The organism is Citrobacter sp. Cpo100, assembly GCF_030332595.1.
GTDB classification, from domain to species: Bacteria; Pseudomonadota; Gammaproteobacteria; order Enterobacterales; family Enterobacteriaceae; genus Citrobacter; species Citrobacter portucalensis.
In genome coordinates this window covers 249,129-275,624 of sequence record NZ_JAOWHM010000031.1, presented here as the reverse complement: position 1 = coordinate 275,624, position 26,496 = coordinate 249,129, and the positions used below count along the sequence as shown (strand labels likewise).

Sequence of the window (26,496 nt, the reverse complement as noted above, 5' to 3'; positions counted from 1 at the left end):
AAATTAGGAGAATAACCTTAGCTTTCTTTATCGCTCCCGTTTAGTCTTACGGCAAACTGCGGTTTTTGTTATATTTTCGCTGCCTCGTCGGGAAAAAATAAAGAGAGAATCAACATGAAATGGCTATGTTCTGTAGGTGTCGCGGTGAGTCTGGCGTTGCAACCAGCGCTGGCGGACACGCTGTTTGGTAACCATCCTCTGACGCCAGAAGCGCGGGATGCATTCGTTACCGATTTACTTAAACAGATGACCGTGGATGAGAAAATTGGGCAACTACGCTTGATAAGCGTCGGGCCTGATAACCCGAAAGAAGCCATCCGCGAGATGATCAAAGACGGGCAGGTTGGGGCAATTTTTAACACCGTCACGCGCCAGGATATCCGCAAAATGCAGGATCAGGTGATGGAGCTCAGCCGCCTGAAAATTCCTCTCTTTTTTGCCTACGACGTATTGCACGGTCAGCGTACCGTGTTCCCGATAAGTCTCGGCCTGGCGTCCTCTTTTAATCTCGATGCGGTCAGAACCGTTGGCCGTATTTCCGCGTATGAAGCTGCCGATGATGGTCTGAATATGACCTGGGCGCCAATGGTCGATGTCTCTCGCGATCCGCGCTGGGGCCGTGCTTCAGAAGGTTTTGGTGAAGACACGTATTTAACGGCTACGATGGGTAAAACCATGGTGGAAGCGATGCAGGGGAAAAGCCCGGCTGACCGCTATTCGGTGATGACCAGCGTCAAGCACTTCGCCGCCTATGGCGCGGTTGAAGGTGGCAAGGAATATAACACCGTCGATATGAGCCCACAGCGTCTGTTCAACGACTATATGCCGCCGTATAAAGCCGGGCTGGATGCCGGTAGCGGTGCGGTGATGGTGGGTCTTAATTCGCTAAACGGTACGCCTGCAACCTCAGACGCCTGGCTGTTAAAAGACGTGCTGCGTGATGAGTGGGGCTTTAAGGGGATTACCGTTTCCGATCACGGCGCGATTAAGGAACTGATTAAGCACGGTACCGCCTCCGATCCTGAAGATGCGGTGCGTGTGGCGATCAAGTCCGGCATCAACATGAGTATGAGCGATGAGTATTACAGCAAATATCTGCCGGGCTTGATTAAATCCGGCAAAGTGACGATGGCGGAGCTGGACGACGCCGCGCGCCACGTGCTGAACGTGAAATATGATATGGGGCTGTTTAACGATCCGTACAGCCATCTGGGGGCCAAAGAATCTGACCCACAGGACACCAACGCAGAAAGCCGTTTGCATCGCAAAGAGGCGCGTGAAGTGGCGCGCGAAAGCCTGGTGCTGCTGAAAAACCGTCTGGAAACGTTGCCGCTGAAAAAATCGGCCACAGTGGCGGTTGTCGGTCCGCTGGCCGACAGCAAGCGTGATGTGATGGGCAGTTGGTCCGCCGCCGGTGTTGCCGATCAGTCGGTAACGGTACTGACGGGGGTTAAAAATGCCGTCGGCGATCAGGGCAAAGTGCTGTACGCCAAAGGGGCGAATATCACCAACGACAAAGGCATTGTCGATTTCCTCAACCTGTATGAAGAAGCGGTAAAGGTTGACCCGCGTTCGCCGCAGGCGATGATCGATGAAGCCGTTAACGCCGCGAAGCAATCTGATGTGGTTGTCGCGGTAGTCGGTGAAGCGCAGGGCATGGCGCATGAAGCCTCCAGCCGCACCGATATCACCATTCCACAAAGTCAGCGTGACCTGATTGCCGCGCTGAAAGCCACGGGTAAACCGTTGGTTCTGGTGTTGATGAACGGTCGTCCGCTGGCGCTGGTGAAGGAAGATCAACAAGCCGATGCGATCCTCGAAACCTGGTTTGCCGGGACGGAGGGCGGTAACGCCATCGCCGATGTGCTGTTTGGTGATTACAATCCGTCAGGCAAGCTGCCGATGTCTTTCCCGCGCTCTGTTGGACAGATCCCGGTCTATTACAGCCATCTCAATACCGGTCGTCCGTATAACGCCGATAAGCCGAACAAGTACACGTCGCGCTACTTTGATGAAGCCAATGGTCCGTTGTATCCCTTTGGATATGGCCTGAGCTACACCACGTTTACGGTTTCTGATGTGAAGCTCTCTTCTCCGACGATGAAGCGTGACGGAACCGTGACGGCCAGCGTGCAGGTGACCAACACCGGCAAGCGCGAAGGTGCAACGGTGATTCAGATGTATTTACAGGATGTGACCGCCTCCATGAGTCGTCCGGTAAAACAGCTGAAAGGTTTTGAAAAAGTGAATCTTAAGCCAGGTGAAACCCAGACCGTCAGCTTCCCGATTGATATTGAAGCGCTCAAATTCTGGAACCAGCAGATGAAATACGATGCAGAACCTGGCAAATTTAACGTTTTCATCGGCGTGGATTCCGCCAGAGTGAAGCAGGGCGAATTTGAACTGCTGTAATAGATGAATAAAGTCATGCAGCATGCCTGATGGCTCTACGCTTATCAGGCTGACAAAGTCGTATCATCCGGCAAATTCACATTGGGTTTGCCGGATTTTTTTTATTTTATTATCGCCTTACCGCTAATAACTCTCAGCGTTACCACCCAATTGCCAGGTTAAGGCTTGATTTTTCGACTATGCTTTTTCCTCAAGTCTCTGAAAAGGGCCGCAAAAGGATAAGGAGTACAGCATGATAATCTCAAAAGTATCGGTGGGTTCGCTGGCGCTGTTAGCCGCGATAAGCCTACCCTTACAGGCCGCGTCACCCGTCACGGTTGGTTCAAAAATAGATACCGAAGGGGCGCTGCTCGGCAACATTATTTTGCAGGTGCTCGAAAGCCATGGCGTGAAAACTGTCAATAAAGTACAGCTGGGCACCACCCCAGTAGTACGTGGGGCAATCACCTCCGGTGAGCTGGATATTTATCCGGAATATACCGGTAATGGCGCATTCTTTTTTAAAGATGAAAATGATCCGGCGTGGAAAAATGCGCAGGCCGGTTTCGAGAAAGTGAAAAAGCTGGATGCAGAGCAAAATAAGCTGGTCTGGCTAACGCCTGCTCCTGCCAACAATACCTGGACCATTGCGGTACGCCAGGATGTCGCGCAAAAGAACAAGCTTGAGTCCCTTGCTGATTTAGGCCGCTACCTGAAAGACGGGGGAACGTTCAAACTTGCTGCCTCTGCTGAATTTATCGAACGGGCTGACGCGTTGCCTGCGTTTGAAAAAGCCTATGATTTCAAACTGAATCAAAATCAGCTGTTGTCGCTAGCTGGGGGAGATACCGCGGTGACGATTAAAGCAGCGGCGCAGCAGACTTCTGGAGTCAATGCGGCGATGGCTTATGGCACCGATGGCCCGGTAGCGGCGCTCGGTCTGCAAACTTTAAGCGATCCAAAAGGTGTCCAGCCCATTTATGCGCCAGCACCCGTCGTACGTGAATCGGTGCTGAAAGACTACCCGCAAATGGGAGAATGGCTACAACCGGTTTTTGCCAGCCTGGATGAAAAAACGTTGCAGCAGCTGAATGCCAGTATTGCCGTGGAGGGGCTGGATGCGAAAAAAGTTGCAGCAGACTACCTGAAGCAAAAAGGATGGGTGAAGTAACGGAGTTTGCAGCAGGTGGGTGTTTTGTCAAAGATTTCAGTTAATCGGGTGCTGTTGTTACTGGTACTTCTTACCTTCGCGGCGGCAGCGCTGCCTTTCATTAGCTATGCGCCTAATCGCCTGGTCTCCGGTGAGGGGCGCCAACTCTGGGATATCCGGCCCGACATGGCGTGGGGATTGGCAGTAGCCTGTTCGCTGCTGTTTTTTCTGTGCTTTGTACCGGGAAAGCCCGGCAATATATTGACGCTTGTTATTAGCCAGTTGCTAGTGATTGCGGCGCTGGTAACCGCAGGAACAACGGCAACGTATCTGGCCCAGACGGGAAGTCCACTGGCCAGAACCAGCCTGGGCAGCGGGTTCTGGTTGGGGCTAGGACTAATGTTGCTGGCCGCCAGTGACGCCATTCGTCGCATAACCGAACAGGCATCATGGCGTTGGCTGTTACACGCGCAAATGTTTATTTTTCCGCTGGTGCTTTTGTTCTCCGGCACGTTTAACGAACTTTCCCTACTTAAAGAATATGCCAACCGTCAGGATGTCTTCAACGACGCCCTTGCGCAGCATCTGACAATTCTGTTCGCTACCGTGGTGCCCGCGCTGCTTATTGGTGTGCCGTTGGGCATCTGGTGTGCTTTCTCTGTCTCCCGTCAGGGGCCGGTTTTTGCGGTACTGAATATCATCCAAACCATTCCCTCAGTCGCGCTGTTTGGCCTGTTAATTGCGCCCCTTTCCGGGTTGGTGAAGCACTTTCCTTTGTTGGGTTCGCTCGGCGTCGCCGGGACCGGCCTGACGCCTGCGCTTATTGCGTTAGTGCTGTATGCGCTGTTACCGCTGGTACGTGGCGTTGTGGCTGGATTGAATCAGGTGCCGCGGGATGTACTGGAAAGCGCCCGAGCGATGGGAATGAACACTTTCCAGCGATTTGTTTCGGTGCAGTTCCCGCTGGCATTGCCGGTCTTCTTGCGCAGTTTACGGGTAGTGATGGTGCAAACGGTGGGAATGGCGGTGATTGCTGCGCTGATTGGCGCAGGGGGATTTGGCGCGCTGGTCTTTCAGGGATTGCTCAGTAGCGCCGTCGATTTAGTGTTGCTGGGCGTGATCCCGGTTGTGGTACTGGCGGTATTGATTGATGCGCTGTTTGATTTAGGGCTCGCGCTGTTGAAGGTAACAAACAATGATTGAATTTCGCCATGTCAGTAAAACCTATGGTCAGCAAACAGCCGTTGACGACCTTAACCTGCGGTTGGGGGAGGGCAGCTTTTCGGTGTTAATTGGCACGTCAGGTTCCGGGAAATCCACCACGCTGAAAATGATCAATCGGCTGGTTGAACATGACAGCGGACAGATTCGCTTTGCCGGGGAAGAGATCCGCAGCCTACCGGTACTGGAGTTAAGGCGGCGCATGGGATACGCGATTCAGTCTATTGGCTTGTTTCCCCACTGGACCGTCGCGCAGAACATCGCCACGGTGCCGCAGCTACAAAAGTGGTCGCGTTCTCGTATTGATGACCGAACAGACGAACTGATGGCGCTGCTGGGTCTTGAGGACAGTTTGCGCCATCGTTATCCGCATCAGCTGTCTGGCGGGCAACAGCAGCGGGTCGGGGTTGCTCGCGCACTGGCGGCAGATCCGCAGGTACTGCTGATGGATGAGCCTTTTGGCGCGCTGGATCCGGTCACTCGCGGTGCGCTGCAGCAGGAGATGACGCGTATTCATCGTCTGCTCGGGCGTACCATTGTGCTGGTGACGCATGATATCGACGAGGCGCTAAGGCTGGCGGAGCATCTGGTTCTGATGGATGCAGGAAAGGTAGTGCAGCAAGGCACGCCGCTGTCGATGCTGACAGCACCGGCGAACGAATTCGTGCAAACATTCTTTGGCCGTAGTGAACTGGGCGTACGTCTGTTGTCGCTTCGCACGGTAGGGGATTTTATCCGTCGCGGTGAACACACAGCCGGTGAACCGTTGGTAGATGAAATGACGCTGCGTGATGCGTTGTCGGTGTTCGTAGCGCGCGGTTGCGACGTCTTGCCGGTCGTGACCCCGCAGGGGGTGTCCTGCGGGACGCTTCATTTTCGTGATTTGCTTTCGGAGATGCCGACCCGTGAAACGTCTTGCTGATCCGTTGTTATGGCTTATTGTCCTGTTTCTGGTCCTGTTAGTTGGGTTGCCTCATAGTCAGGCCTTGTTCAGTGCGCTATTTCCGGCGCTACCGCGTCCCGTGTATCAGCAGGAAAGTTTTGCGGCGCTGGCACTGAGCCATTTTGGCCTGGTGGGGATTTCAAGCCTGATTGCCGTACTTATTGGCACCGGGGCCGGTATAGCGGTAACCCGACCCTGGGGCGCGGAATTCCGGCCGATGGTGGAAACCATTGCCGCCGTGGGGCAGACCTTTCCGCCAGTTGCGGTGTTGGCGATAGCTGTACCGGTGATGGGATTTGGTCCTGAACCGGCAATTATCGCGTTGATCCTGTATGGCGTATTACCGATCTTGCAGGCAACACTGGCGGGACTCGGCGGAATTTCACCCAGCGTGATGGATATTGCCAGCGGAATGGGAATGAGTCAGGGGCAGCGGCTGCGTAAAGTCGAGTTGCCGCTGGCGGCCCCGGTGATTCTGGCCGGGATTCGCACGTCGGTGATTATTAATATCGGCACCGCAACCATCGCCTCAACCGTTGGGGCGAACACGCTGGGTACGCCGATTATTATCGGGCTGAGTGGGTTCAATACCGCCTATGTGATTCAAGGAGCGCTGCTGGTCGCGCTGGCGGCGGTAATTGTTGACCGCGGGTTTGAGAAATTAGCGAGGCATCTTACCCGGCACGTAAAATAAAAGTATAGCCTGCCAGCATGACACCGCCGATACCGCCGATGGCCATCAGCAGGAAGAGGGTAATGACACCGATTTTAGCTGCGCTCATTATGCACTCCTTATGTGAATCCAAGGATTGTACACGTTTGTTAATAGAATATTAAGAGCCTGGACCAGTAGGCGTTATTGGCGCAGACAGTTTGAGCACTGCCCAGGTTCGAAATGGCAAGCAAAATAGCCCTAATGGGCCAGGCTCTAAATACCGAGTGGATAAATATCGTGACCCAACGCGCGCCATTCGTTCAGCTGTTGCTGCTGAGCGGGCGTTTGGTTCTCGCCGCACCAGACAAGCAAGGTGCGACCTTCAAACAGCTCCGGTCGCAGTTGGTTCAGCGAATGGGCAAGGACGTCAATGCGCCATCCCTGCTGGCTGGCGACCCAACCTTCCAGCCATAAACGGGTGGTATCCTGAATGTTCCAGCCAACCACCAGAGCATCTTTCCCCTGTTTCTTACGTGCTGAGGCAAGACAAATCGCGATGTAGTTGATCAGTACGCCGTCGAGGATCCCCAGTAACGCCTGCAGGATCGGCTGTTGGCATTGCAGACGTCGGCGCAGCGGAATGAACAAATGGGTGTTGAGCGTTTGTGCGGGATAATCCTGGCCACGCTCTTTGATCCAAAGTCTGAGACTATGCAGATTATTACTTTGCAAATAGCTCAACAGCGTCTCTTGTTGTTCACGCCAACCGTTATGCACATCAATGCTCTCATTGCTGAGCAACATTTTAACCTTGCTGACCTGGACACCGTTGTTTATCCAGCGTTTTATCTCGCGGATCCGGTCGATATCCGCATCGTTAAACAGGCGATGCCCGCCGTCTGTCCGCTGCGGTTTAAGTAATCCGTAACGCCTCTGCCACGCGCGTAAAGTGACAGGGTTGATATCACAAAGCAAAGCCACTTCACCTATTGTGTAAAGCGCCATCGTCGTCTCACTCTTGCTCGCGAGGTCCCAGTTTTACTTTAGACGCTCTTTTGCGAACCAGGTAGTTTTGTCTGTTTTTTGATCTATGAATGGGTGATTTTGTAACCATGCTCGCGCTTTCGAGTGATCGTTCTCACAAATTCGTCTTTTTTTGCAACACTTCAAAGAAAGTTACACGCAGCCCATGTATGTTACGCGCTTTTAAGTGATGTGTGGTTGGCGGGTATGTACGAGTTTAATCTGGTGTTGCTGCTGCTTCAGCAGATGTGTGTGTTCCTCGTTATCGCGTGGCTCATGAGCAAAACGCGTTTGTTTATCCCGCTGATGCAGGTGACTATCCGACTCCCGCACAAACTGCTTTGCTATGTTACTTTTTCCATTTTCTGCATTTTAGGCACCTATTTCGGGCTGCACATTGATGACTCCATTGCTAACACTCGCGCTATTGGCGCGGTGATGGGCGGGCTGCTTGGCGGCCCGGTGGTTGGCGGTTTAGTTGGTCTTACCGGCGGTTTGCATCGTTATTCGATGGGGGGGATGACTGCGCTTAGCTGCATGATCTCGACCATTGTGGAAGGGTTGCTCGGCGGGCTGGTGCACAGCGTGCTTACCCGTCGTGGTCGTACCGATAAAGTCTTTAGTCCGCTGACTGCGGGGGCGATTACCTTTGTCGCCGAACTGGTGCAGATGCTAATTATCTTGTTAATTGCTCGTCCGTTTGACGATGCGTTTCGGTTGGTCAGCAATATTGCCGCGCCTATGATGGTGACCAATACCGTGGGCGCCGCCTTATTTATGCGTATTTTGCTCGATAAACGGGCGATGTTTGAAAAATATACCTCCGCTTTTTCCGCCACAGCACTCAAAGTTGCCGCCTCAACGGAAGGTATTTTACGCCAGGGGTTCAACGAGGTTAACAGCATGAAGGTTGCTCAGGTGCTGTATGAAGAGCTGGATATCGGTGCGGTGGCGATTACCGATCGTGAGAAACTGCTGGCATTTACCGGTATTGGTGACGATCACCATCTACCCGGAAAACCTATTTCATCGTCATATACCCAACGCGCGATTGAAACCGGAGAGGTGGTGTATGCCGATGGGAATGAAGTTCCTTACCGTTGCTCTTTGCACCCGCAATGCAAATTAGGCTCGACGCTGGTGATCCCTCTGCGAGGTGAAAACCAGCGGGTAATGGGGACCATCAAACTGTATGAAGCCAAAAACCGCCTCTTTAGTTCGATCAACCGTACGCTGGGGGAAGGGATCGCCCAACTGCTTTCGGCACAGATTCTGGCCGGGCAGTATGAGCGGCAAAAAGCGATGCTCACGCAGTCGGAAATAAAACTCCTGCACGCCCAGGTCAATCCCCATTTTCTGTTTAATGCACTCAACACCATCAAAGCTGTAATCCGCCGCGATAGCGAGCAGGCCAGCCAACTGGTGCAGTATCTGTCGACGTTCTTTCGTAAAAATTTAAAACGCCCGTCGGAAATTGTGACGCTGGCCGATGAAATTGAACACGTTAATGCTTATCTGCAAATTGAAAAGGCACGATTCCAGTCGCGTCTTCAGGTGACCTTGACGGTGCCAGAAGAACTTTCGCATCAGCAATTACCCGCCTTTACTCTGCAACCCATCGTGGAGAATGCCATTAAACACGGTACTTCTCAGTTACTGGATACCGGTGAAGTATCGATCACCGCCCGTCGCGAAGGGCAATATCTGATGCTGGATATCGAAGACAATGCCGGGCTGTATCAGCCAACCTCAGAAGCCAGTGGACTGGGTATGAATCTGGTCGATAAACGACTGCGTGAGCGGTTTGGCGATGATTTTGGCATCAGCGTAGCGTGTGAACCTGACCGCTTTACCCGAATCACTTTACGACTTCCTCTGGAGGAACTGGCATGATCAAAGTGCTGATTGTCGATGACGAACCGTTAGCCCGGGAGAATCTGCGGATCCTGTTGCAAGAGCAAAGCGACATCGAGATTGTCGGTGAATGTTCGAATGCGGTGGAAGCCATTGGCGCGGTGCATAAATTGCGTCCGGATGTTCTGTTCCTTGATATTCAGATGCCGCGAATCAGCGGCCTGGAAATGGTTGGCATGCTTGATCCCGAGCATCGTCCGTACATTGTTTTTCTGACCGCCTTTGATGAGTATGCGGTGAAAGCCTTCGAAGAACATGCGTTTGATTATCTGCTCAAGCCGATTGAAGAAGCACGGCTGGAAAAAACGCTGATCCGTTTGCGTCAGGAGCGCACTAAGCAGGATGTATCACTGCTACCAGAAAATCAGCAGGCGCTGAAGTTTATTCCGTGCAGCGGCCATAGCCGGATCTATTTGCTGCAAATGGATGATGTGGCGTTTATCAGCAGTCGCATGAGTGGTGTGTATGTGACGAGCAGCGATGGTAAAGAAGGCTTCACTGAGTTGACGCTCAGGACGCTGGAGAGCCGTACTCCTCTGCTGCGTTGTCATCGGCAATATCTGGTAAATATGGCGCAATTGCAGGAGATCCGTCTGGAAGACAACGGTCAGGCGGAACTGATTTTGCGTAACGGACTGACCGTTCCGGTGAGTCGTCGTTATCTTAAAAGTCTAAAAGAGGCGATTGGACTGTAAAACTGATACACTGCGCGCCATTGCATCACCGACAGTTGAAGGCTCTATGCTAAGTAACGATATTCTTCGTAGCCTGCGCTACACCCTGAAAGCGAACAATAACGACATGGTGCGTATTCTTGCGCTTGCTGACATGGAATCCACCTCCGCAGGTTTCGATACCTGGATGACAAAAGAAGATGAGGCTGGGTTTGTTCGTTGCCCGGATATCATTCTCTCCGGTTTTTTAAACGGCCTGATTTATCATCTGCGTGGTAAAGATGATTCTGCACCGGAACTGGCGCTGGAGCGTCGTGTTAATAACAATACGGTGCTGAAAAAGCTGCGTATCGCCTTTTCGCTGAAAACCGACGATATTCTGGCTATTATGACCGAGCAGAAATTCCGTGTGTCGATGCCGGAAATTACCGCCATGATGCGTGCACCTGATCATAAGAACTATCGCGAATGCGGCGATCAGTTCCTGCGTTATTTTCTGCGTGGTTTGACATCACGGGTACATAACGCGAAGCCATAAAGAGAAAATGGGCGACGCCGATTAACATCGGGTCGCCAATGGTTTACTTCACTTCTTTAAAACCCGCCGATTCCATTACCGTTTGCATTTGCTTCATGCTGATGTTTTTATCGGCGTTTTCAGATAGCTTCATCCCTGAAATGGCCTGCAACGCTTTTATATCAACTTTTTCCATATCGATAGTGACATTTTCTTGCGCGTAGGTATCTGAATAGGTGAGTTTTTCTTCTATGCCAGTAATGTTCTGATATTTGGCGCTTAATGCGTCAAATACTTTTTCTGCTTCCTCTTTATTGCTGGCACCGACTGACGCATAGCTAATTTTACTTTCGGAGATTTGCTTCAGGACCTTATCACCTTTATAGGTGTAAGAGACGGTGATATCAGAACCATTAATGTTGGCATTGAATGTTTTTGTCTCTTCTTTATCACCACATCCCGCCAGGGAAAAAACCACAATCGATGCCACGGCGAGAGAAAATAATTTTTGTAACGCTTTCATGTAAAACTCCATTTCATGAATATCGGATGTTAAATAATAACGTCCACGAATCTGGTGAGCCCGGACTACCTTGATACCAGAGCAGTATAGAATAAATCTAATATTAACAACGAAGCAGTCCGAAAATGGAGCAGGGGTTAAGATTAGAGGAAGCACTTGCGTAGCAAAAAAAAGCGCTGCGGTTGCAGCGCTTGAGATGTTTGATTTACTTCACCTGTTGGCCTGGTTTTGCACCTTCGTCAGGGCTTAACAGGAAGATATCTTTCCCGCCAGGACCTGCGGCCATCACCATCCCTTCGGAAATGCCGAAGCGCATCTTACGTGGTGCCAGGTTGGCAACCATAATGGTCTGGCGGCCAATCAGGACCTGCGGATCTGGATACGCAGAACGAATACCAGAGAAGACGTTACGTTTCTCACCACCGAGATCCAGCGTCAGACGCAGCAGTTTGTCGGAACCTTCCACGAACTCGGCGTTTTCAATCAGCGCTACACGCAGGTCAACTTTGGCGAAATCGTCAAAGGTGATGGTTTCCTGAATCGGGTCATCAGCCAGCGGGCCGGTAACCGGTGCAGCAGCTGCTTTCACTTCTTCTTTCGACGCCTCAACCAGCGCTTCAACTTGTTTCATGTCGATGCGATTGTAGAGCGCTTTAAAGGTGTTGACCTTGTGGCCGAGCAGTGGTTGCTCAATGGCATCCCAGCTCAGTTCGCTGTTCAGGAAAGCTTCAACACGTTCAGCAAGCGTTGGCAGAACCGGTTTCAGGTAGGTCATCAGCACGCGGAACAGGTTGATACCCATGGAGCAGATCGCCTGAAGGTCGGCATCGCGGCCTTCCTGTTTAGCTACGACCCACGGTGCCTGTTCGTCAACGTAGCGGTTTGCCACGTCGGCCAGCGCCATGATTTCACGGATAGCTTTACCAAATTCACGGCTTTCCCATGCTTCGCCAATCACCGCTGCGGCGTCGGTGAAGGTTTTATACAGCGCCGGGTCGGCCAGCTCAGCCGCCAGAATGCCGTCAAAACGCTTAGCAATAAAGCCAGCGTTACGGGATGCCAGGTTGACTACTTTGTTGACGATATCGGCGTTAACGCGCTGGACAAAGTCTTCCAGGTTCAGGTCGATGTCATCAATACGTGAAGAAAGCTTCGCGGTGTAGTAGTAGCGCAAGCTGTCGGCATCGAAGTGCTTCAGCCAGGTGCTGGCCTTAATGAAGGTGCCGCGAGATTTGGACATCTTCGCGCCGTTCACCGTCACATAACCGTGTACAAACAGGTTGGTCGGCTTACGGAAGTTGCTGCCTTCCAGCATGGCAGGCCAGAACAGACTGTGGAAGTAAACGATATCTTTACCGATGAAGTGATACAGCTCGGCGTCAGAATCTTTCTTCCAGTACTCGTCAAAACTGGTGGTGTCACCGCGCTTATCGCACAGGTTTTTGAATGAACCCATATAGCCAATTGGCGCGTCCAGCCAGACATAGAAGTACTTGCCAGGCGCATTCGGGATTTCAAAACCGAAGTACGGGGAATCGCGAGAGATATCCCACTGTTGCAGGCCGGATTCGAACCATTCCTGCATTTTGTTGGCGACCTGCTCCTGTAACGCGCCGCTGCGCGTCCACGCCTGCAGCATTTCGCTAAATGACGGCAGATCAAAGAAGAAGTGTTCGGAGTCACGCATCACCGGCGTTGCGCCAGACACGACGGATTTCGGCTCGATAAGTTCGGTCGGGCTGTAGGTTGCGCCGCAGACTTCACAGTTATCGCCGTACTGATCCGGAGACTTACATTTCGGGCAGGTGCCTTTAACAAAACGGTCCGGCAGGAACATGCCTTTTTCCGGATCGTAAAGCTGGGAGATTGTACGGTTCTTAATAAAACCGTTCTCCTTCAGGCGAGTATAAATCAGCTCAGACAACTCACGGTTCTCTTCGCTGTGCGTCGAGTGGTAGTTGTCATAGCTGATGTCAAAACCTGCAAAATCAGTCTGATGCTCCTGACTCATTTCACCGATCATCTGCTCTGGCGTGATCCCAAGCTGCTGTGCTTTCAGCATGATTGGCGTACCGTGTGCGTCGTCCGCGCAGATGAAGTTAACCTGGTGGCCGCGCATTCGCTGGTAACGGACCCAGACATCAGCCTGGATGTGCTCCAGCATATGGCCGAGGTGGATTGAGCCGTTGGCGTACGGCAGCGCGCACGTTACCAGAATTTTCTTCGCGACTTGAGTCATAGTGGGCAATTACTTCTTTTGTAGTGAAAAGGGCTTTGATAGTACCAAAATGGTAATTACTGCGCCAAGCGATAAGGGCATTTATCCGTAAATGAATAATTGTTGCGGTTGGAGTAAACTACCTGGTGACTATTGTATATTCAGAACAACAAAAAGGAGTCGGGATGAACGCACAATCCCAGGCCAAATCACCAGAGACCCTGCGCGCCATGGTTGCCGGGACGCTGGCGAATTTTCAGCATTCAACCCTGAAGCATAATCTGACGACGCTTAAAGCGTTGCACCACGTCGCCTGGATGGATGACACGTTGCACGTTGAGCTGGTCATGCCGTTTGTCTGGCATAGCGCGTTTGAGGACTTAAAAGAGCAATGTAGCGCCGATCTGCTGCGTATTACCGGTGCGAAAGCGATCGACTGGAAACTGTCGCATAACATCGCGACGCTGAAACGCGTGAAAAACCAGCCGGGTATTAATGGTGTGAAAAACATCATCGCCGTCAGTTCAGGTAAAGGTGGCGTGGGTAAATCCTCTACCGCCGTGAACCTGGCGCTGGCGCTGGCTGCAGAAGGGGCGAAGGTAGGGATTCTGGACGCCGATATTTATGGTCCGTCTATCCCGACAATGCTTGGCGCGGAAAACCAGCGTCCAACCTCGCCAGATGGTACCCACATGGCACCGATCATGTCTCATGGTCTGGCAACGAACTCCATTGGTTATCTGGTCACTGACGATAACGCGATGGTATGGCGCGGCCCGATGGCCAGCAAAGCGCTGCTGCAGATGTTGCAGGAAACCTTATGGCCGGATCTTGATTATCTGGTACTGGATATGCCGCCGGGCACCGGTGACATCCAGCTGACGCTGGCGCAGAACATTCCGGTAACGGGCGCAGTTGTTGTCACTACGCCGCAGGACATCGCGCTGATCGATGCGAAAAAGGGCATCGTGATGTTCGAAAAAGTCGAAGTGCCGGTACTGGGTATTGTTGAGAATATGAGTATGCATATTTGCAGCAACTGCGGTCACCATGAACCGATCTTTGGTACCGGTGGGGCACAGAAGTTGGCTGAGCAGTATCACACTCAGCTGCTGGGACAGATGCCACTGCATATTTCTCTGCGTGAGGACCTCGATCGTGGTTCGCCGACGGTGATTAGCCGTCCTGATAGCGAATTTACTGCTATTTACCGCGACCTGGCAGGACGAGTGGCTGCACAGCTCTACTGGCAAGGAGAAGTTATTCCGGGCGAGATTGCCTTCCGCGCGGTGTAATTTATAGCGTTACAGATATTCACCGTATCAATGTATTATTGATGCGGTGAATATATTAAATTTAAAAATCTTACGATATTGTTCACTCTGCGTTTATAATTCATGCCTTTTTCCGAATAAATCACCTCGATGCATCATTACAATTGATCAAACCTATCTCATTAATCTACAATTTCAATTGGTTCAAATAGGGTGTTATGCCCATAATCTGCTGAACAGGTCCTCTGTATGCTATTTGATGCTAACCACAGGAATAACGATTAAAATGAAAAAAAGTTTACTGATGGGAATTATAGCTCTGACTTATGGAATGAGCGCCCCTACCTTTGCTTCCGATACTGCGACCTTAACAATCAGTGGGCGAGTCGTTGAACCAACCTGTAGTGCTGACGTCGTGAATAACAACGTTCAACAGAAATGCGGTCAATCTCTTCATCTTTCAAATGTTAGTCATGTGGATCCTGTTCCAGCGAAGGGCGTCGTGACCGAGATCGTTTCTGTACCAGGGGATTCTATGCGACAGATAGTGTTAAACCGTTACGATTAGACTAAGAATCTCAGTGTTGATATTAAGCACTCATCATTTATATGAATGATGAGTGCTTTTCTATTTCTCTAACAAATAAAAAACGACAATTAATAACGCTAATTTATTAAATATATAAATAGTGTTTATCTTCACTTATTTGTTGCAATTATATTGCAATTGGTAACTTGTTTTAAATCAACAAAACAACGTGTTCACATTGCGATAACGTTTTTGTTGTGCGAATTTAAATCCAAGAGTTAACCCTCTTAACAAATAGAAATTATTTTATTAAGGAAGATATTATGAAACGTTCAATTATTTCTGTTGCTGTGCTGTCTGCTGTATTTATGAGTGCTGGGGCTTTTGCTGCTGATGATACAGGAACACTGACTATTAAAGGGGTTGTTTTACCTGTTTCATGCACTATAGTCAGTGGTGCAGCTGAAGATAATATCGTTATGCCTGATGTCAGTCAGAGCGCTTTAAGCCAAATAGAAGTTGGTGAACAATTGGAAGGGTTTACTAACTCATCTAGCTCAAAGATTAAATTTAAATGTGAAGGGAAAAATAACCCTAGCATTTCATTCATAGAGGATGGATTTACTAGCCAATACAGAGATATTACCGCAAAAAGTTCTGGGGCCGCGGAAGGTGTGGGATATAAAGTATATCTGCAGAATGAAAGGGCAAGTGGTGGGGCTTCAAAAGCTATCCAACCAGGAGAGTCAGTTAAGCTGAAACCAACCGATAATGGTGAATATGAATTAGATTTTAAAGCCTATTATGCGAAAACTGCGACAACGGTGACTGCTGGTGAGGTTAACTCTGTAATTAAATTGCAAGTATCTACTGATTGATTTTATTCCGGCGGCTTTGCCGCCGTTTTTACTTTCTTATATATGGTGGTTGAGATGAAAGGACTCATTAGTTTTATTCCTTTTTTGTTTACTCTCCCTGCTCATGCTGGTGTAGTTATTTATGGTACGCGTGTTATCTACCCGGCAGAAAAAAATGAAGTTCTGGTACAATTGATGAACCAGGGTGAACGCTCTTCACTGGTACAGTCGTGGATTGATGATGGCGACAGCTCGTTACCACCGGAAAAAATTCACGTACCGTTTATGCTCACCCCTCCGGTAGCAAAGATCGCAGCGGACTCTGGCCAGCAGTTAAAAATTAAAAAAATGGCGAATACGCTGCCTAACAACAAAGAAAGTTTATTTTTTCTCAATGTTCTGGATATTCCGCCAAACAATCCTGATAGCGCAGGAAAGAATGTACTCAAGTTTGCTATGCAGAATAGGATTAAACTATTTTATCGACCTAAAGGTATCTCGCCAGTTAATAAACATACGTTTCAAAAACTATCCATGAAACGTAGCGGTAGTATTTATTCCATTAAGAATGATGCCGCTAACTGGGTCACGGTGACGGAAGTAAAAGCTAATAATGTTAAAATTAATAACGAAAGTATTATGCTTGCACCGCTCTCCAGCACAGACGTGGCATTAAAAAGTGCTAATGCCAATCAGTATAAAATGACTATTATTGACGATCACGGTAATTATATTAGCCATAACGTCAGCCTAAAATAACAGGAGCTGGTTATGTTAAGGATGACTCCGATTGCTTCGGCGGTATTACTGTTGCTACTTGGCATTGATGCCCATGCCGCAGAAGAAACGTTTGATACAAATTTTATGATGGGTGGAATGAAGGGTGAGAAAGTTTCTGATTTTCGCCTCGATGATAATCAACCTCTGCCAGGCCAATATGATATTGACATCTACGTCAATAAACAGTGGCGTGGTAAGTATGATATTACTGTTAAGGATAATCCGGATGACACCTGTCTATCCCGCGATGCATTAACGCGTCTGGGGATAAATATACAAGCATTGGACAAGCAGAATGAATGCCCAACCCTAAAGCAGGTGGTGCAAGGGGGCAGTTATGCCTGGAATATCGGCACGTTTCGTCTGGATCTCAGCGTTCCGCAGGCGTTTGTCGATGAACTTGAGCAAGGGTATGTTCCTCCTGAGAATTGGGATCGTGGCATCAATGCTTTCTATACTTCCTATTATGCCAGTCAGTATTACAGCGACTATAAGGATTCTGGTAACAGCAAAAGTACCTATGCGCGTTTTACCAGTGGGTTAAACCTGCTGGGCTGGCAGCTGCATTCTGATGCCAGCTATAACAAAACCGATGACAGCAGCGGGGAGTGGAAAAGCAACACCCTGTATCTGGAACGCGGCATCCCGCAAATTTTGGGCACTCTGCGTGCCGGGGATATGTATACCTCATCAGATATTTTTGATGCTGTGCGCTTTCGTGGCGTACGGTTGTATCGCGATATGCAGATGCTGCCAAACTCAAAGCAGAATTTTACGCCCCTGGTTCAGGGGATTGCGCAAAGCAATGCGCTGGTCACCATCGAGCAGAACGGCTTTGTGGTTTATCAGAAAGAAGTCCCGCCAGGCCCGTTTTCCATTGCTGATTTGCAGTTGGCTGGTGGCGGTGCGGATCTTGACGTCAGTATCAAAGAGGCGGACGGATCGGTAACAACCTATCTGGTGCCCTATGCTGCGGTGCCCAATATGTTGCAGCCGGGTGTCTCAAAATATGATTTTGCCGCCGGGCGTAGCCATATCGAAGGCGCCAGTAACCAGACCGACTTTGCACAGATGAGCTATCAGTACGGGCTGAATAATCTGTTAACGCTGTACGGCGGTACCATGCTGGCGGATAACTACAATGCGTTTACGTTGGGTACCGGCTGGAATACGCGTATTGGCGCGATTTCCGTTGATGCAACACAGTCCCACAGTAAGCAGGATAGCGGTGATGTGTTTGACGGGCAGAGCTACCAGATTGCCTATAACAAGTATTTGACGCAAACCGCCACCCGTTTTGGCTTAGCGGCGTATCGCTACTCTTCAAAAGACTATCGCACGTTTAACGATCATGTCTGGGCCAATAACAAAAATAGCTACCGTCGTGATGAAAACGATGTGTATGACATTGCAGATTATTATCAGAATGATTTTGGTCGTAAGAACAGTTTTTCGGCCAACGTCAGCCAGTCTCTGCCGCAAGGCTGGGGTTCATTCTCGCTCAGTACGCTGTGGCGAGATTACTGGGGGCGTAGCGGTAGCAGCAAAGATTATCAACTGAGTTATTCCAATAGCTGGCAACGGATTAGCTATACCTTTTCAGCTAGTCAGACTTACGATGAAGATCATCACGAAGATAAACGTTTTAACATCTTTATCTCCATTCCGTTTGACTGGGGAGATGATATTAGCGCTCCGCGCAGACATTTGTATGTGTCGAACTCAACGACTTTTGATGATGATGGTTTTGCGTCTAACAATACCGGGCTTTCCGGTACTGCAGGCAGTCGCGATCAGTTTAACTATGGGGTGAATCTCAGTCATCAACGGCAGGACAGCGAGACAACAGCGGGCGGCAATCTGACGTGGAATGCGCCAGTTGCTACGCTTAACGGCAGCTACAGCCAGTCGTCTAAATATACGCAAGCTGGCGGCAGCATTTCGGGTGGCCTTGTGGCCTGGTCTGGTGGTGTGAATTTAGCCAATCGATTATCAGAAACGTTTGCTGTAATGCATGCACCGGGTCTGGAAGGGGCGTATGTAAATGGGCAAAAATACCGTACCACCAACCGTAATGGTGTGGTGGTCTACGATGGGTTGACGCCTTATCGTGAAAACCACTTGATGCTGGATGTTTCTAATACTAATAGCGAAACCGATCTGCAAGGGAATCGGCGTAATACAGCCCCATATCGGGGAGCAGTCGTTCTGGCGACGTTTGATACTGACCAACGTAAACCCTGGTATATCCGGGCGCAACGCCCTGATGGTTCACCGCTGACGTTTGGTTATGAAGTAGAAGATATTCATGGACACAATATTGGCGTGGTAGGTCAGGGAAGCCAGCTTTTTATTCGTACCAATGAAGTGTCGCCGGAGATAAAAGTGGCGATTGATAAGCAACAGGGACTTTCATGCTCAATCACCTTCGATAAAACGATTGATGAAAGTAAAGTTTATATTTGTCGGTGAGGTGGTAGATGAAAAAATATCTTATAATATTAATTATGTTATTTCCTATGATGTCTTATGCAACTTGCAATGGCTCACAAAAAAAGAGTAATAATATTAGTGTTACCTTAACAGACGGAGAGGGTTCTCAAAACTTCAATACGAATTTCGATGGTGATTTTACTTGTCATTTATCTACTGATAAAATGTATATGGTCAATGCGTTACAAAATTACATAGTTGAGCTATATGATATTTCAGGTGAGAAACCTATCTACATAAAGTTAAATGCATCTGTTGAAGGTGATTTCCCGATAGATACGCCAAGTTCATCTATATTCGGAAAGCAATATTCGGCGGCAAGTTTATTTAATACAAAAAATATTGTACTTAAGATGGAGTATGTCGATGCTCCTGGTAATGTAAATCTGAGGTCTTCTAATGTGAACACCTTTACTATTTCTGATGCGATTATATTCTCATCAAATTCTAGCTGCAGTTGGCAAAATATTCTTGCATGCTTTGGGCTTAATGCTTCATTTGCACAAAGTATAATTTTTAATGTAACGCACCAACCAACAACGTGTAAATTCCTACAGTCTGATTATTCTATTACATTACCTAACATTTCTATAAATGATTTACATGCAGGTAGATATGGAGGAAATGTTTCTGATACATTAAAGTTAGAATGTAATGGTGTTAATAATGTAGCAACAAACCCGGTAACACTTAAAATTTCTTCTGGCGATTGGTCGGATGATGGGCTTACATTAAAAAATACTTTAGCTGATGGTGCGCAAGGTGTGGGGTTTAATATCTACAGTGGTTCAGATACTAGTATCCCCCTAAAAAATGGCTCTGTTTTAAAAAGAATAAAAAAGATGGGGGTTGTTGATAAATATTATAATTTTATAGTTAGTGCTAGGTATGCACGAATTAATGGTGAATCATTACGAACAGGGAAAGTGCAAAGCAAGGTTGTTTTTACTATTGCATATGATTGATTTTATATATAAAAAATAGAACACGAATTGCCCATTGGACAGCACGTGTTCTTCATTTTAATTAAATACCTTCACCGATGATAAAAAATCTCGCCGTCGTAGGCTTTAATGATCTTAGCATCGGCATCGTTGACCAGCACATACGCGCCGCCCATGTAGGTCCAGTGGGTGCCTGCCGTCGGCGCGGGCAGGTTGCGCAGATTCCACTGTTTAATGGTGTATTCTTCGGTGAGATACAGTGGTGGAACCTTGTCACCGGGTTTGAAATGGGTGAAGTCAGCAATAAAGCTGCTCAGTTCATACTTATCGATACCGGTGGGGGCAGCTGTTGCAGCTGGTGCGGCCCAGACGACGCTGCTTGCAAGCAGAAGTGCACCCAGCAACATTTTATTCTTCATACCCATCCTCTCTACCTCTTCGGGTCATCAAAATCAGTCATGTATCATTCCTGGCATACCGGATGCCTGACAAGCACTATTTTGTGATCACTCCAGTCATTTCGTAAAAAGTGTAAATGAAAGTACAGAATTGCAGCAACCTTGACCAGTAGTTTCACTGCGGGAGTGGGGAGTGCGCCAATTTACATCGTTAAGCACAGGCAGTATCCTGTTACTGAAACCAGCGTATTACGTTTGTGTTTCAACGACTCGGGGTGCCCTTCTGGTGAAGGCTGAGAAATACCCGTACCACCTGATCTGGATAATGCCAGCGTAGGGAAGTCTGACACTGCTCGTGTCCCTTCTTCGCGCGGGCAGGAGCTGAACCATGCAGCCTGACCTGCACAGCCGCGCGCTCGCGGCTCACACTTTGCACCAATTTAGAACCTTATCCCCGCTCACACACTGTATGACCAATGAGGTCGTTCAAAGCTTTACTGCCAATACATTACTGGCGCTGGGCGCATCGCCTGCGATGGTTATCGAACCTGAGGAAGCCAGCCAATTCGCCGCTATTGCCAGTGCATTGCTGGTTAATGTCGGCACCTTAACTCGGGAACGGGCCGCGGCGATGCGTGCCGCAGTTAAGCAGGCTCATCATGCTAAAACCCCGTGGACTCTCGATCCCGTTGCCGTAGGCGCGCTTGCGTTTCGCCGCCGCTTCTGCCTGGAATTATTGTCACTACAGCCTGCTGCTATTCGTGGCAACGCTTCGGAAATACTTGCTCTGGCCGGCATGAACGGTGGGGGACGTGGCGTGGATACAACCGATACGGCTGTTGCTGCGCTTCCGGCAGCGCAGGCGCTGGCTCGTCAGATTGGGACCATTGTCGTGGTTACCGGCGAAGTGGATTACGTCACCGATGGTCAGCGTACCGTTTGCGTGGACGGTGGTGACCCGTTGATGACTCGTGTGGTGGGCACCGGATGCGCGCTATCAGCGGTTGTTGCGGCCAGTTGCGCTTTACGTGGTGACCGACTTGATAACGTCGCCTCCGCCTGTAGCTGGATGAAACAGGCCGGGCAAATAGCCACACAACAATCAAACGGACCGGGCAGCTTTGTCCCGGCATTTCTCGACGCCCTCTATAATCTGAACGCCCAGGAGCAAGCATGAAACGGATTAACGCATTAACGATCGCCGGAACCGACCCAAGCGGTGGCGCGGGTATTCAGGCTGATTTAAAAACCTTCTCGGCGCTGGGCGCTTACGGCTGTTCCGTTATCACGGCGCTGGTGGCGCAAAATACGCGTGGGGTGCAGTCGGTGTATCGCATTGAACCTGATTTTGTCGCCGCGCAGTTGGACTCTGTGTTCAATGATGTGCGTATTGATACGACTAAAATCGGTATGTTGGCGGAGACGGACATTGTCGAAGCTGTCGCCGAACGTTTACGTCGCCATCGGGTACAAAATGTGGTGCTGGACACGGTGATGTTGGCGAAAAGCGGCGATCCGTTGCTGTCGCCCTCGGCGGTAGAAACGTTGCGTACCCGTTTGCTGCCGCAGGTTTCAATTATCACCCCTAATTTACCCGAAGCTGCTGCACTGCTCGGGGCATCGCATGCGCAGACTGAGCAGGAGATGTTAGAGCAGGGAAGGGCGCTACGGGCGCTGGGCTGCGAGGCAGTGTTGATGAAGGGCGGTCATCTGGATGATGCACAAAGCCCCGACTGGCTCTTTACGCGCGATGGTGAGCAGCGTTTTACCGCACCAAGGGTGATGACCAAAAATACCCATGGCACCGGTTGTACGCTATCGGCGGCGTTGGCAGCCCTGCGTCCGCGCCATAACAACTGGGCCGATACCGTACAGGAAGCCAAACTGTGGCTTTCAGCGGCGTTGGCACAGGCCGACACGCTGGAAGTTGGCGAGGGAATTGGTCCGGTGCATCATTTCCACGCGTGGTGGTAATGGGTATACTGGCTGCAGAAACGGCGGCCAGGAAAAAGATAAATGGAACAAGCGCATACCCAGCTTATCGCACAACTGAATGAACGTATTTCAGCGGCGGATAACACGCCGCTGTATATGAAATTTGCGCAGACGGTGAAGAATGCTGTGCGCAGTGGGATCCTGGAGCACGGCAATATCCTGCCCGGCGAGCGCGACCTCAGCCAGTTGACCGGCGTTTCTCGGATTACGGTACGCAAGGCGATGCAGGCTCTGGAAGAAGAAGGTGTAGTAACACGTGCCCGCGGTTACGGAACGCAAATTAACAATATCTTCGAGTATTCGCTTAAAGAAGCGCGCGGTTTTTCTCAGCAGGTGGTGTTGCGCGGTAAAAAACCGGATACGTTGTGGGTTAACAAAAGAATTGTGCCTTGCCCGGAAGAGGTGGCACAGCAGTTGGCTGTTGTCGCAGGGAGTGATGTCTTCTTGCTCAAACGCATTCGTTACGTTGACGAAGACGCAGTCTCTATTGAAGAGTCCTGGGTACCCGCACATCTAATTCATGACGTGGATGCCATCGGTGTTTCGCTGTATGACTATTTTCGTAGCCAGCATATTTTCCCGCAGCGCACGCGCTCACGTGTTAGCGCCAGAATGCCTGACGCAGAGTTCCAGGCGCACATTCAAATGGATAGCAAAGTGCCGGTACTGGTGATCAAGCAGGTAGCGCTTGACCAGCAGCAACGGCCTATTGAATACAGCATCAGTTACTGTCGTAGCGATCTATACGTTTTTGTGTGCGAGGAGTAGCTCCTCGCGTGACGGGGCGCAATCGCCGCCGCGATGTCCAACTACCCAGGACGCCACCGCGTTACCTAACAGCACTGAGTCGGCCAGCGTCCAGCCAGACGCCAGCCCAGCCAGCATGCCGCCAGCGTGGCTGTCACCTGCGCCGATAGTATCAACGACCGCCGTTGCAAATGCCGGTACGCAGCCGGATGTCTGTGTGCTGAAATACCATGCGCCGTCTTTATCGTGACGCACGACCACCGGTGCGGTGAAACGCTGCACCCATTCTGCGCCAAAACCTTCCACATCCTGACTTAATGCAAACCGCTCGGCAGCAATTTCCGCCTCCTGACGATTAAGTGACACCAGCGGACGACAGGCCATAATTCTTGCCAGTAAGGGCTCGGGAATGTCGCCGATGCGCGGGCCAAAATCGATAAATGGTGTCACCTCTTCCAGACCTTCCAGCCACTGCACCAGCAATTCACCGCACGGGGACGCTAGCTGATAACCCGAAAGATACACCAGGCTATGACGCGGGATATCCAGCTGTGCCAGCCAGGCGGCATTCCACTGATTCTCAACGCCGCTAAAAGACATAAAGGTACGCTCGCCATCCGGCTCCACCAGCGCCAGACACCAACCGTTATCGCCTTCGGCATTGTCGATCCGGCTGTGCAGTCTCTCTTTTGTCATCCGGTTGCGGATAATGTCGGCCCACACTCCCTGACCCAGTGGTAGAGCATTGCAGGCATCGATACCTAAACGCTTAAGCGTGACGGCGATATTGAGTGCACAGCCGCCAACGTTAACACCTTGCTGCTTGAGCTCTATGTCACAGCCGCGCCAGGGGAGGGCATACGCATCGGCAATGACATCAATCACCGCCGCACCCACCACCGTTACTGGCCGCTGTGTACGTAACTGCGAGAGAAGTTGTTGCAGATGCGTGTTGCTCATAGCGCCTCCCGCTGCTCGCGCAGTCGCATTAACCCGTTGGCGTAGTGGGTAAAGTCCAGCTGATTCACCGCGTCCAATTCCTGCTTCAATGCCGGGTTGATCGCGCTCACGCCATGTAATGCACCACAAATGGCGGTTGCCATCGCCCCGATGGTGTCGGTATCGCCGCCGAGGTTAGCGCACAAAATGGCGCAGCGGTTAGGATCGGTCTGTGCCAGCTCAACCATGGCGATAGCGCAAGGAACGGACTCAATGGTGCTGGTTCCTGCCCCCACAACCTGATACAACTGCTCGCTGGCGGACTCGACGCCATCGGCGTTACGGACGATTTTCAGCGCCAGTTCAAGGCGTGCACAAAGCGATGCGCTAAAGGTGGTGATTCGTTTTTGCTGCGCATGCAGGGCAATGGCAGGTAGCGCGTTGACAATCTCTGACCATTTTCCTCCGTCGATGGCGCGCGATACCGCCCACGCGACGACAACGGCTCCCGCGATAGCCAGATCCGATTTATGCGTTGGGCTGGAGGCCAGTGCCACATCATCGATAAAGGCATCAAGATCGCGGGCGGGCAGCAGGCATCCCAGCGGGGAAACGCGCATTGCCGCGCCATTGGTCACGCCGTTGTTTTCAAGTTCGGCGACCGGTTTACCGTCACGAATAGCTTTCAACGCAATTTTCGAGGTCGGGCCGAGCACGTTTTTATTAAAAGCATCAAACTGCTCAGCCCATGCCAGAATATTGCGACCAATAACGTCTGGCACAATTTCGCCGTCGCACTCAAGCAGGGCATCTGCCAGACACAGTGCCATGGACGTGTCATCAGTGAACTCCGCCTGGTTAAAATAGCAGGCGGCATTATTTTCCGCAGGGCCGGGCAAAAAACGGTCGATCCAACCGAAGTGTGCTTTTACCCGGGTTCTTGGCCACAGTTCCGACGGCATGCCCATCGCATCCCCTAACGCCTGCCCATAAAGAGCACCGAGAATACGTTCTGCTTTCATTTTACTTCCCCTTGTTTCAACGCTACATCGCGATCGTCCACCTTAATGGCGGTGATTTCTTTGTCTGATTCGCGAAAGAAAATCATAAACATCACGGCAATGACGGCAATCATGACCGCGCCAAATCCCCACATGCCAGCCCAGTTAAAGGTGAGACCATTAACCGGTTCCTGATAAGCAAACATTTTTTCCATCATCACGCCGCCCAAACGGTAACCGAGCAGGCTGCCGAACCCCTGACAGCAGAGGGTGATAAGCCCTTGCGCTGCGGTGCGCATGTGGACCGGCGCTTTTTTATCGACATAGATGTAAGCCGTGACGTAATAGAAGTCGTAACTGACGCCGTGCAGCAGAATGCCGAGAAACAGCAGGGCGTAAGTGAAATATTCTTCCGCACCGCCGTAAACGAAAAATCCGTAGCGGATCGCCGCAGTAATAAGACCAAGCAACAATACCTTTTTAATGCCAAAGCGTTTGGTGAAAAACGGTAGCGCCAGCATGAAGAAGATTTCTGAGAACTGGCCCAGTGTCATCCAGCCGGTGGCGTTTTTCATACCGACTTCTGTCAGGTAACCGTTGGCAAAGATGTAATAGAACGCCAGTGGCATCGCAAACAGGAAAGAGCAAAAGAAGAAGACGAGGAAGTTCTTATCGCGCAGCAGGATAAGCGCATCCAGACCCAGCATAACTTTGAAATCCATTTTGCCGGTACTTTTTGGCGGCGTATCCGGTAAAAAGAAGGCAAAAACGCCTAACAATGCGGAGCTTCCGGCAGTGATAAGCAGGGGAATATTGGTCGGTGAGATGTCGTTATAGCCAAGCATTTGCGGTAAGAAACCGCAGGCCAAACCGGAGGCAATCCAGCCAATGGTGCCCATCACGCGGATGCGCGGGAAATCACGTTCAACATCCGGTACGTTGGCAAAAGCAATACTGTTGGTCAGCGCAATCGTCGGCATATAGGTCAACGAATAGGCCAGTAACAGAGGGAAGAATCCGCTAAAGGTGGTTTGCTGGGCGGCGAAGTACATCAGAATAGCGCCGACGAACATCAACACCGCCAGCACTTTTTGCGCGGAGAAAAAGCGGTCAGTGATTGAACCGACCAGAATGGGCGACAGGATCGCCGCAATGGCGGTGCAGGCGTAGGACCAGCCGATCTCACCGGCACTAAAGCCACTTTTACTCAGCCACAGCCACAGTGGTACAAACCAGGCGCCCCAGATAAACCACTCTACAAACATCATGAACGACAGCTTAACTGTAGTTTTCATCTTTAAATCCTTCAT

Annotated in this window: 25 protein-coding genes and 1 riboswitch; of the genes, 17 read left to right on the top strand and 8 right to left on the bottom strand. The window is 50.4% G+C overall.

Annotated features, from left to right (window positions below; genetic code table 11):
* Nucleotides 1-114 precede the first annotated feature (114 nt).
* The 5 genes from bglX to OGX96_RS08190 all read left to right on the top strand — a co-directional run bounded on the left by bglX (nucleotide 115) and on the right by OGX96_RS08190 (nucleotide 6,399).
* A complete protein-coding gene (gene bglX / locus OGX96_RS08210) occupies nucleotides 115-2,412 on the top strand; it encodes a beta-glucosidase BglX (protein ID WP_198801544.1) in 2,298 nt (765 codons plus the stop codon).
* 232 nt (nucleotides 2,413-2,644) lie between these two features.
* The gene (osmF, locus tag OGX96_RS08205) at nucleotides 2,645-3,562 is read left to right on the top strand and encodes a glycine betaine ABC transporter substrate-binding protein OsmF (protein ID WP_103014210.1); all 918 of its coding nucleotides are present in this window, start codon (nucleotides 2,645-2,647) and stop codon (nucleotides 3,560-3,562) included.
* A 15-nt stretch (nucleotides 3,563-3,577) separates the two neighbouring features.
* Nucleotides 3,578-4,744, top strand: a complete 1,167-nt coding sequence (locus tag OGX96_RS08200) for an ABC transporter permease (protein WP_286582686.1) — start codon at nucleotides 3,578-3,580, stop codon at nucleotides 4,742-4,744.
* Nucleotides 4,737-5,684 (top strand): ABC transporter ATP-binding protein, encoded by a 948-nt coding sequence (locus OGX96_RS08195; RefSeq protein WP_060683543.1) that lies wholly within the window; start codon nucleotides 4,737-4,739, stop codon nucleotides 5,682-5,684. The genes OGX96_RS08200 and OGX96_RS08195 overlap by 8 nt, the downstream gene beginning before the upstream one ends.
* Entirely contained in the window at nucleotides 5,668-6,399 is a 732-nt protein-coding gene (locus OGX96_RS08190) for an ABC transporter permease (RefSeq protein WP_048234924.1), read from the top strand. Before OGX96_RS08195 ends, OGX96_RS08190 begins: the two co-directional genes overlap by 17 nt.
* Here the strand turns inward: OGX96_RS08190 and OGX96_RS08185 are convergent.
* Nucleotides 6,380-6,487 (bottom strand): protein YohO, encoded by a 108-nt coding sequence (locus OGX96_RS08185; protein WP_003027354.1) that lies wholly within the window; start codon nucleotides 6,485-6,487, stop codon nucleotides 6,380-6,382. The genes OGX96_RS08190 and OGX96_RS08185 overlap by 20 nt on opposite strands.
* Nucleotides 6,488-6,633: 146 nt before the next feature.
* Nucleotides 6,634-7,365, bottom strand: coding sequence for an HTH-type transcriptional regulator MlrA (mlrA, locus tag OGX96_RS08180; protein ID WP_003027351.1), 732 nt, complete (start codon nucleotides 7,363-7,365; stop codon nucleotides 6,634-6,636).
* A gap of 225 nt (nucleotides 7,366-7,590) precedes the next feature.
* Between mlrA and OGX96_RS08175 the strand changes: the two genes are divergently transcribed.
* The 3 genes from OGX96_RS08175 to OGX96_RS08165 are packed head-to-tail and all read left to right on the top strand — an operon-like array spanning nucleotide 7,591 to nucleotide 10,509.
* Nucleotides 7,591-9,276 (top strand): sensor histidine kinase, encoded by a 1,686-nt coding sequence (locus tag OGX96_RS08175; RefSeq protein ID WP_003834458.1) that lies wholly within the window; start codon nucleotides 7,591-7,593, stop codon nucleotides 9,274-9,276.
* Entirely contained in the window at nucleotides 9,273-9,992 is a 720-nt protein-coding gene (btsR, locus tag OGX96_RS08170) for a two-component system response regulator BtsR (protein WP_003840155.1), read from the top strand. Before OGX96_RS08175 ends, btsR begins: the two co-directional genes overlap by 4 nt.
* A gap of 46 nt (nucleotides 9,993-10,038) precedes the next feature.
* Nucleotides 10,039-10,509 (top strand): YehS family protein, encoded by a 471-nt coding sequence (locus OGX96_RS08165; RefSeq protein WP_003834454.1) that lies wholly within the window; start codon nucleotides 10,039-10,041, stop codon nucleotides 10,507-10,509.
* 43 nt (nucleotides 10,510-10,552) lie between these two features.
* On the opposite strand, the gene OGX96_RS08160 is transcribed toward OGX96_RS08165, so the two are convergent.
* Both OGX96_RS08160 and metG read right to left on the bottom strand, forming a co-directional pair.
* Entirely contained in the window at nucleotides 10,553-11,011 is a 459-nt protein-coding gene (locus tag OGX96_RS08160) for a YehR family lipoprotein (RefSeq protein ID WP_103285543.1), read from the bottom strand.
* 205 nt (nucleotides 11,012-11,216) lie between these two features.
* The gene (metG, locus tag OGX96_RS08155) at nucleotides 11,217-13,250 is read right to left on the bottom strand and encodes a methionine--tRNA ligase (RefSeq protein WP_048215927.1); all 2,034 of its coding nucleotides are present in this window, start codon (nucleotides 13,248-13,250) and stop codon (nucleotides 11,217-11,219) included.
* Between the two features lie 164 nt (nucleotides 13,251-13,414).
* Between metG and apbC the strand changes: the two genes are divergently transcribed.
* The 6 genes from apbC to OGX96_RS08125 all read left to right on the top strand — a co-directional run bounded on the left by apbC (nucleotide 13,415) and on the right by OGX96_RS08125 (nucleotide 20,127).
* A complete protein-coding gene (gene apbC / locus OGX96_RS08150; RefSeq protein WP_198801546.1) occupies nucleotides 13,415-14,524 on the top strand; it encodes an iron-sulfur cluster carrier protein ApbC in 1,110 nt (369 codons plus the stop codon).
* A 265-nt stretch (nucleotides 14,525-14,789) separates the two neighbouring features.
* Nucleotides 14,790-15,071 carry a DUF2574 family protein gene (locus OGX96_RS08145; RefSeq protein ID WP_048234930.1) on the top strand — a complete coding sequence of 94 codons (282 nt, stop codon included), beginning with the start codon at nucleotides 14,790-14,792 and terminating at the stop codon, nucleotides 15,069-15,071.
* Nucleotides 15,072-15,355: 284 nt separating this feature from the next.
* Nucleotides 15,356-15,910 (top strand): fimbrial protein YehD, encoded by a 555-nt coding sequence (gene yehD, locus OGX96_RS08140; protein ID WP_198801547.1) that lies wholly within the window; start codon nucleotides 15,356-15,358, stop codon nucleotides 15,908-15,910.
* A gap of 54 nt (nucleotides 15,911-15,964) precedes the next feature.
* The gene (locus OGX96_RS08135) at nucleotides 15,965-16,648 is read left to right on the top strand and encodes a fimbria/pilus periplasmic chaperone (RefSeq protein ID WP_286582681.1); all 684 of its coding nucleotides are present in this window, start codon (nucleotides 15,965-15,967) and stop codon (nucleotides 16,646-16,648) included.
* Between the two features lie 12 nt (nucleotides 16,649-16,660).
* On the top strand, nucleotides 16,661-19,141 hold the full coding sequence (locus OGX96_RS08130) for a fimbrial biogenesis outer membrane usher protein (protein WP_198801548.1): 2,481 nt from the start codon (nucleotides 16,661-16,663) through the stop codon (nucleotides 19,139-19,141).
* A gap of 8 nt (nucleotides 19,142-19,149) precedes the next feature.
* Nucleotides 19,150-20,127, top strand: a complete 978-nt coding sequence (locus tag OGX96_RS08125) for a fimbrial protein (protein ID WP_198801549.1) — start codon at nucleotides 19,150-19,152, stop codon at nucleotides 20,125-20,127.
* Nucleotides 20,128-20,198: 71 nt separating this feature from the next.
* On the opposite strand, the gene OGX96_RS08120 is transcribed toward OGX96_RS08125, so the two are convergent.
* Nucleotides 20,199-20,531 (bottom strand): RcnB family protein, encoded by a 333-nt coding sequence (locus OGX96_RS08120; protein ID WP_003834436.1) that lies wholly within the window; start codon nucleotides 20,529-20,531, stop codon nucleotides 20,199-20,201.
* Between the two features lie 234 nt (nucleotides 20,532-20,765).
* Nucleotides 20,766-20,861: riboswitch (TPP riboswitch) on the top strand.
* A gap of 31 nt (nucleotides 20,862-20,892) precedes the next feature.
* On the opposite strand from OGX96_RS08120, the gene thiM reads away from it, so the two are divergent.
* Genes thiM through OGX96_RS08105 form a run of 3 tightly spaced genes read left to right on the top strand, consistent with a single transcriptional unit; the run spans nucleotide 20,893 to nucleotide 23,267 of the window.
* Nucleotides 20,893-21,681 (top strand): hydroxyethylthiazole kinase, encoded by a 789-nt coding sequence (thiM, locus tag OGX96_RS08115; protein WP_198801550.1) that lies wholly within the window; start codon nucleotides 20,893-20,895, stop codon nucleotides 21,679-21,681.
* Nucleotides 21,678-22,478 carry a bifunctional hydroxymethylpyrimidine kinase/phosphomethylpyrimidine kinase gene (thiD, locus tag OGX96_RS08110; protein WP_048234945.1) on the top strand — a complete coding sequence of 267 codons (801 nt, stop codon included), beginning with the start codon at nucleotides 21,678-21,680 and terminating at the stop codon, nucleotides 22,476-22,478. Before thiM ends, thiD begins: the two co-directional genes overlap by 4 nt.
* 42 nt (nucleotides 22,479-22,520) lie before the next feature.
* Nucleotides 22,521-23,267, top strand: coding sequence for a GntR family transcriptional regulator (locus tag OGX96_RS08105; RefSeq protein WP_008785236.1), 747 nt, complete (start codon nucleotides 22,521-22,523; stop codon nucleotides 23,265-23,267).
* Here the strand turns inward: OGX96_RS08105 and OGX96_RS08100 are convergent.
* Genes OGX96_RS08100 through OGX96_RS08090 form a run of 3 tightly spaced genes read right to left on the bottom strand, consistent with a single transcriptional unit; the run spans nucleotide 23,241 to nucleotide 26,481 of the window.
* A complete protein-coding gene (locus tag OGX96_RS08100) occupies nucleotides 23,241-24,206 on the bottom strand; it encodes a PfkB family carbohydrate kinase (protein WP_198801551.1) in 966 nt (321 codons plus the stop codon). The two genes, OGX96_RS08105 and OGX96_RS08100, sit on opposite strands and share 27 nt — an antisense overlap.
* Nucleotides 24,203-25,207: an ADP-ribosylglycohydrolase family protein gene (locus OGX96_RS08095; protein WP_198801552.1), complete on the bottom strand. Its 1,005-nt coding sequence runs from the start codon at nucleotides 25,205-25,207 to the stop codon at nucleotides 24,203-24,205. The genes OGX96_RS08100 and OGX96_RS08095 overlap by 4 nt, the downstream gene beginning before the upstream one ends.
* Complete coding sequence (locus tag OGX96_RS08090; protein ID WP_008785233.1) at nucleotides 25,204-26,481, bottom strand: nucleoside permease; 1,278 nt, start codon at nucleotides 26,479-26,481, stop codon at nucleotides 25,204-25,206. The genes OGX96_RS08095 and OGX96_RS08090 overlap by 4 nt, the downstream gene beginning before the upstream one ends.
* Between the last annotated feature and the right edge of the window lie 15 nt (nucleotides 26,482-26,496).

Bases quoted from the DNA above. Each gene is read 5' to 3' on its own strand.
- OGX96_RS08165 (WP_003834454.1), top strand. From the start codon at position 10,039: ATGCTAAGTAACGATATTCTTCGTAGCCTGCGCTACACCCTGAAAGCG.
- thiD (WP_048234945.1), top strand. From the start codon at position 21,678: ATGAAACGGATTAACGCATTAACGATCGCCGGAACCGACCCAAGCGGT.
- OGX96_RS08090 (WP_008785233.1), bottom strand. From the start codon at position 26,481: ATGAAAACTACAGTTAAGCTGTCGTTCATGATGTTTGTAGAGTGGTTT.
- OGX96_RS08145 (WP_048234930.1), top strand. From the start codon at position 14,790: ATGAAAAAAAGTTTACTGATGGGAATTATAGCTCTGACTTATGGAATG.
- bglX (WP_198801544.1), top strand. From the start codon at position 115: ATGAAATGGCTATGTTCTGTAGGTGTCGCGGTGAGTCTGGCGTTGCAA.
- OGX96_RS08105 (WP_008785236.1), top strand. From the start codon at position 22,521: ATGGAACAAGCGCATACCCAGCTTATCGCACAACTGAATGAACGTATT.
- btsR (WP_003840155.1), top strand. From the start codon at position 9,273: ATGATCAAAGTGCTGATTGTCGATGACGAACCGTTAGCCCGGGAGAAT.
- OGX96_RS08120 (WP_003834436.1), bottom strand. From the start codon at position 20,531: ATGGGTATGAAGAATAAAATGTTGCTGGGTGCACTTCTGCTTGCAAGC.
- apbC (WP_198801546.1), top strand. From the start codon at position 13,415: ATGAACGCACAATCCCAGGCCAAATCACCAGAGACCCTGCGCGCCATG.
- OGX96_RS08130 (WP_198801548.1), top strand. From the start codon at position 16,661: ATGTTAAGGATGACTCCGATTGCTTCGGCGGTATTACTGTTGCTACTT.
- OGX96_RS08135 (WP_286582681.1), top strand. From the start codon at position 15,965: ATGAAAGGACTCATTAGTTTTATTCCTTTTTTGTTTACTCTCCCTGCT.
- OGX96_RS08175 (WP_003834458.1), top strand. From the start codon at position 7,591: ATGTACGAGTTTAATCTGGTGTTGCTGCTGCTTCAGCAGATGTGTGTG.
- OGX96_RS08125 (WP_198801549.1), top strand. From the start codon at position 19,150: ATGAAAAAATATCTTATAATATTAATTATGTTATTTCCTATGATGTCT.
- yehD (WP_198801547.1), top strand. From the start codon at position 15,356: ATGAAACGTTCAATTATTTCTGTTGCTGTGCTGTCTGCTGTATTTATG.
- OGX96_RS08185 (WP_003027354.1), bottom strand. From the start codon at position 6,487: ATGAGCGCAGCTAAAATCGGTGTCATTACCCTCTTCCTGCTGATGGCC.
- OGX96_RS08100 (WP_198801551.1), bottom strand. From the start codon at position 24,206: ATGAGCAACACGCATCTGCAACAACTTCTCTCGCAGTTACGTACACAG.
- thiM (WP_198801550.1), top strand. From the start codon at position 20,893: ATGCAGCCTGACCTGCACAGCCGCGCGCTCGCGGCTCACACTTTGCAC.
- metG (WP_048215927.1), bottom strand. From the start codon at position 13,250: ATGACTCAAGTCGCGAAGAAAATTCTGGTAACGTGCGCGCTGCCGTAC.
- OGX96_RS08160 (WP_103285543.1), bottom strand. From the start codon at position 11,011: ATGAAAGCGTTACAAAAATTATTTTCTCTCGCCGTGGCATCGATTGTG.
- mlrA (WP_003027351.1), bottom strand. From the start codon at position 7,365: ATGGCGCTTTACACAATAGGTGAAGTGGCTTTGCTTTGTGATATCAAC.
- OGX96_RS08095 (WP_198801552.1), bottom strand. From the start codon at position 25,207: ATGAAAGCAGAACGTATTCTCGGTGCTCTTTATGGGCAGGCGTTAGGG.
- OGX96_RS08195 (WP_060683543.1), top strand. From the start codon at position 4,737: ATGATTGAATTTCGCCATGTCAGTAAAACCTATGGTCAGCAAACAGCC.
- osmF (WP_103014210.1), top strand. From the start codon at position 2,645: ATGATAATCTCAAAAGTATCGGTGGGTTCGCTGGCGCTGTTAGCCGCG.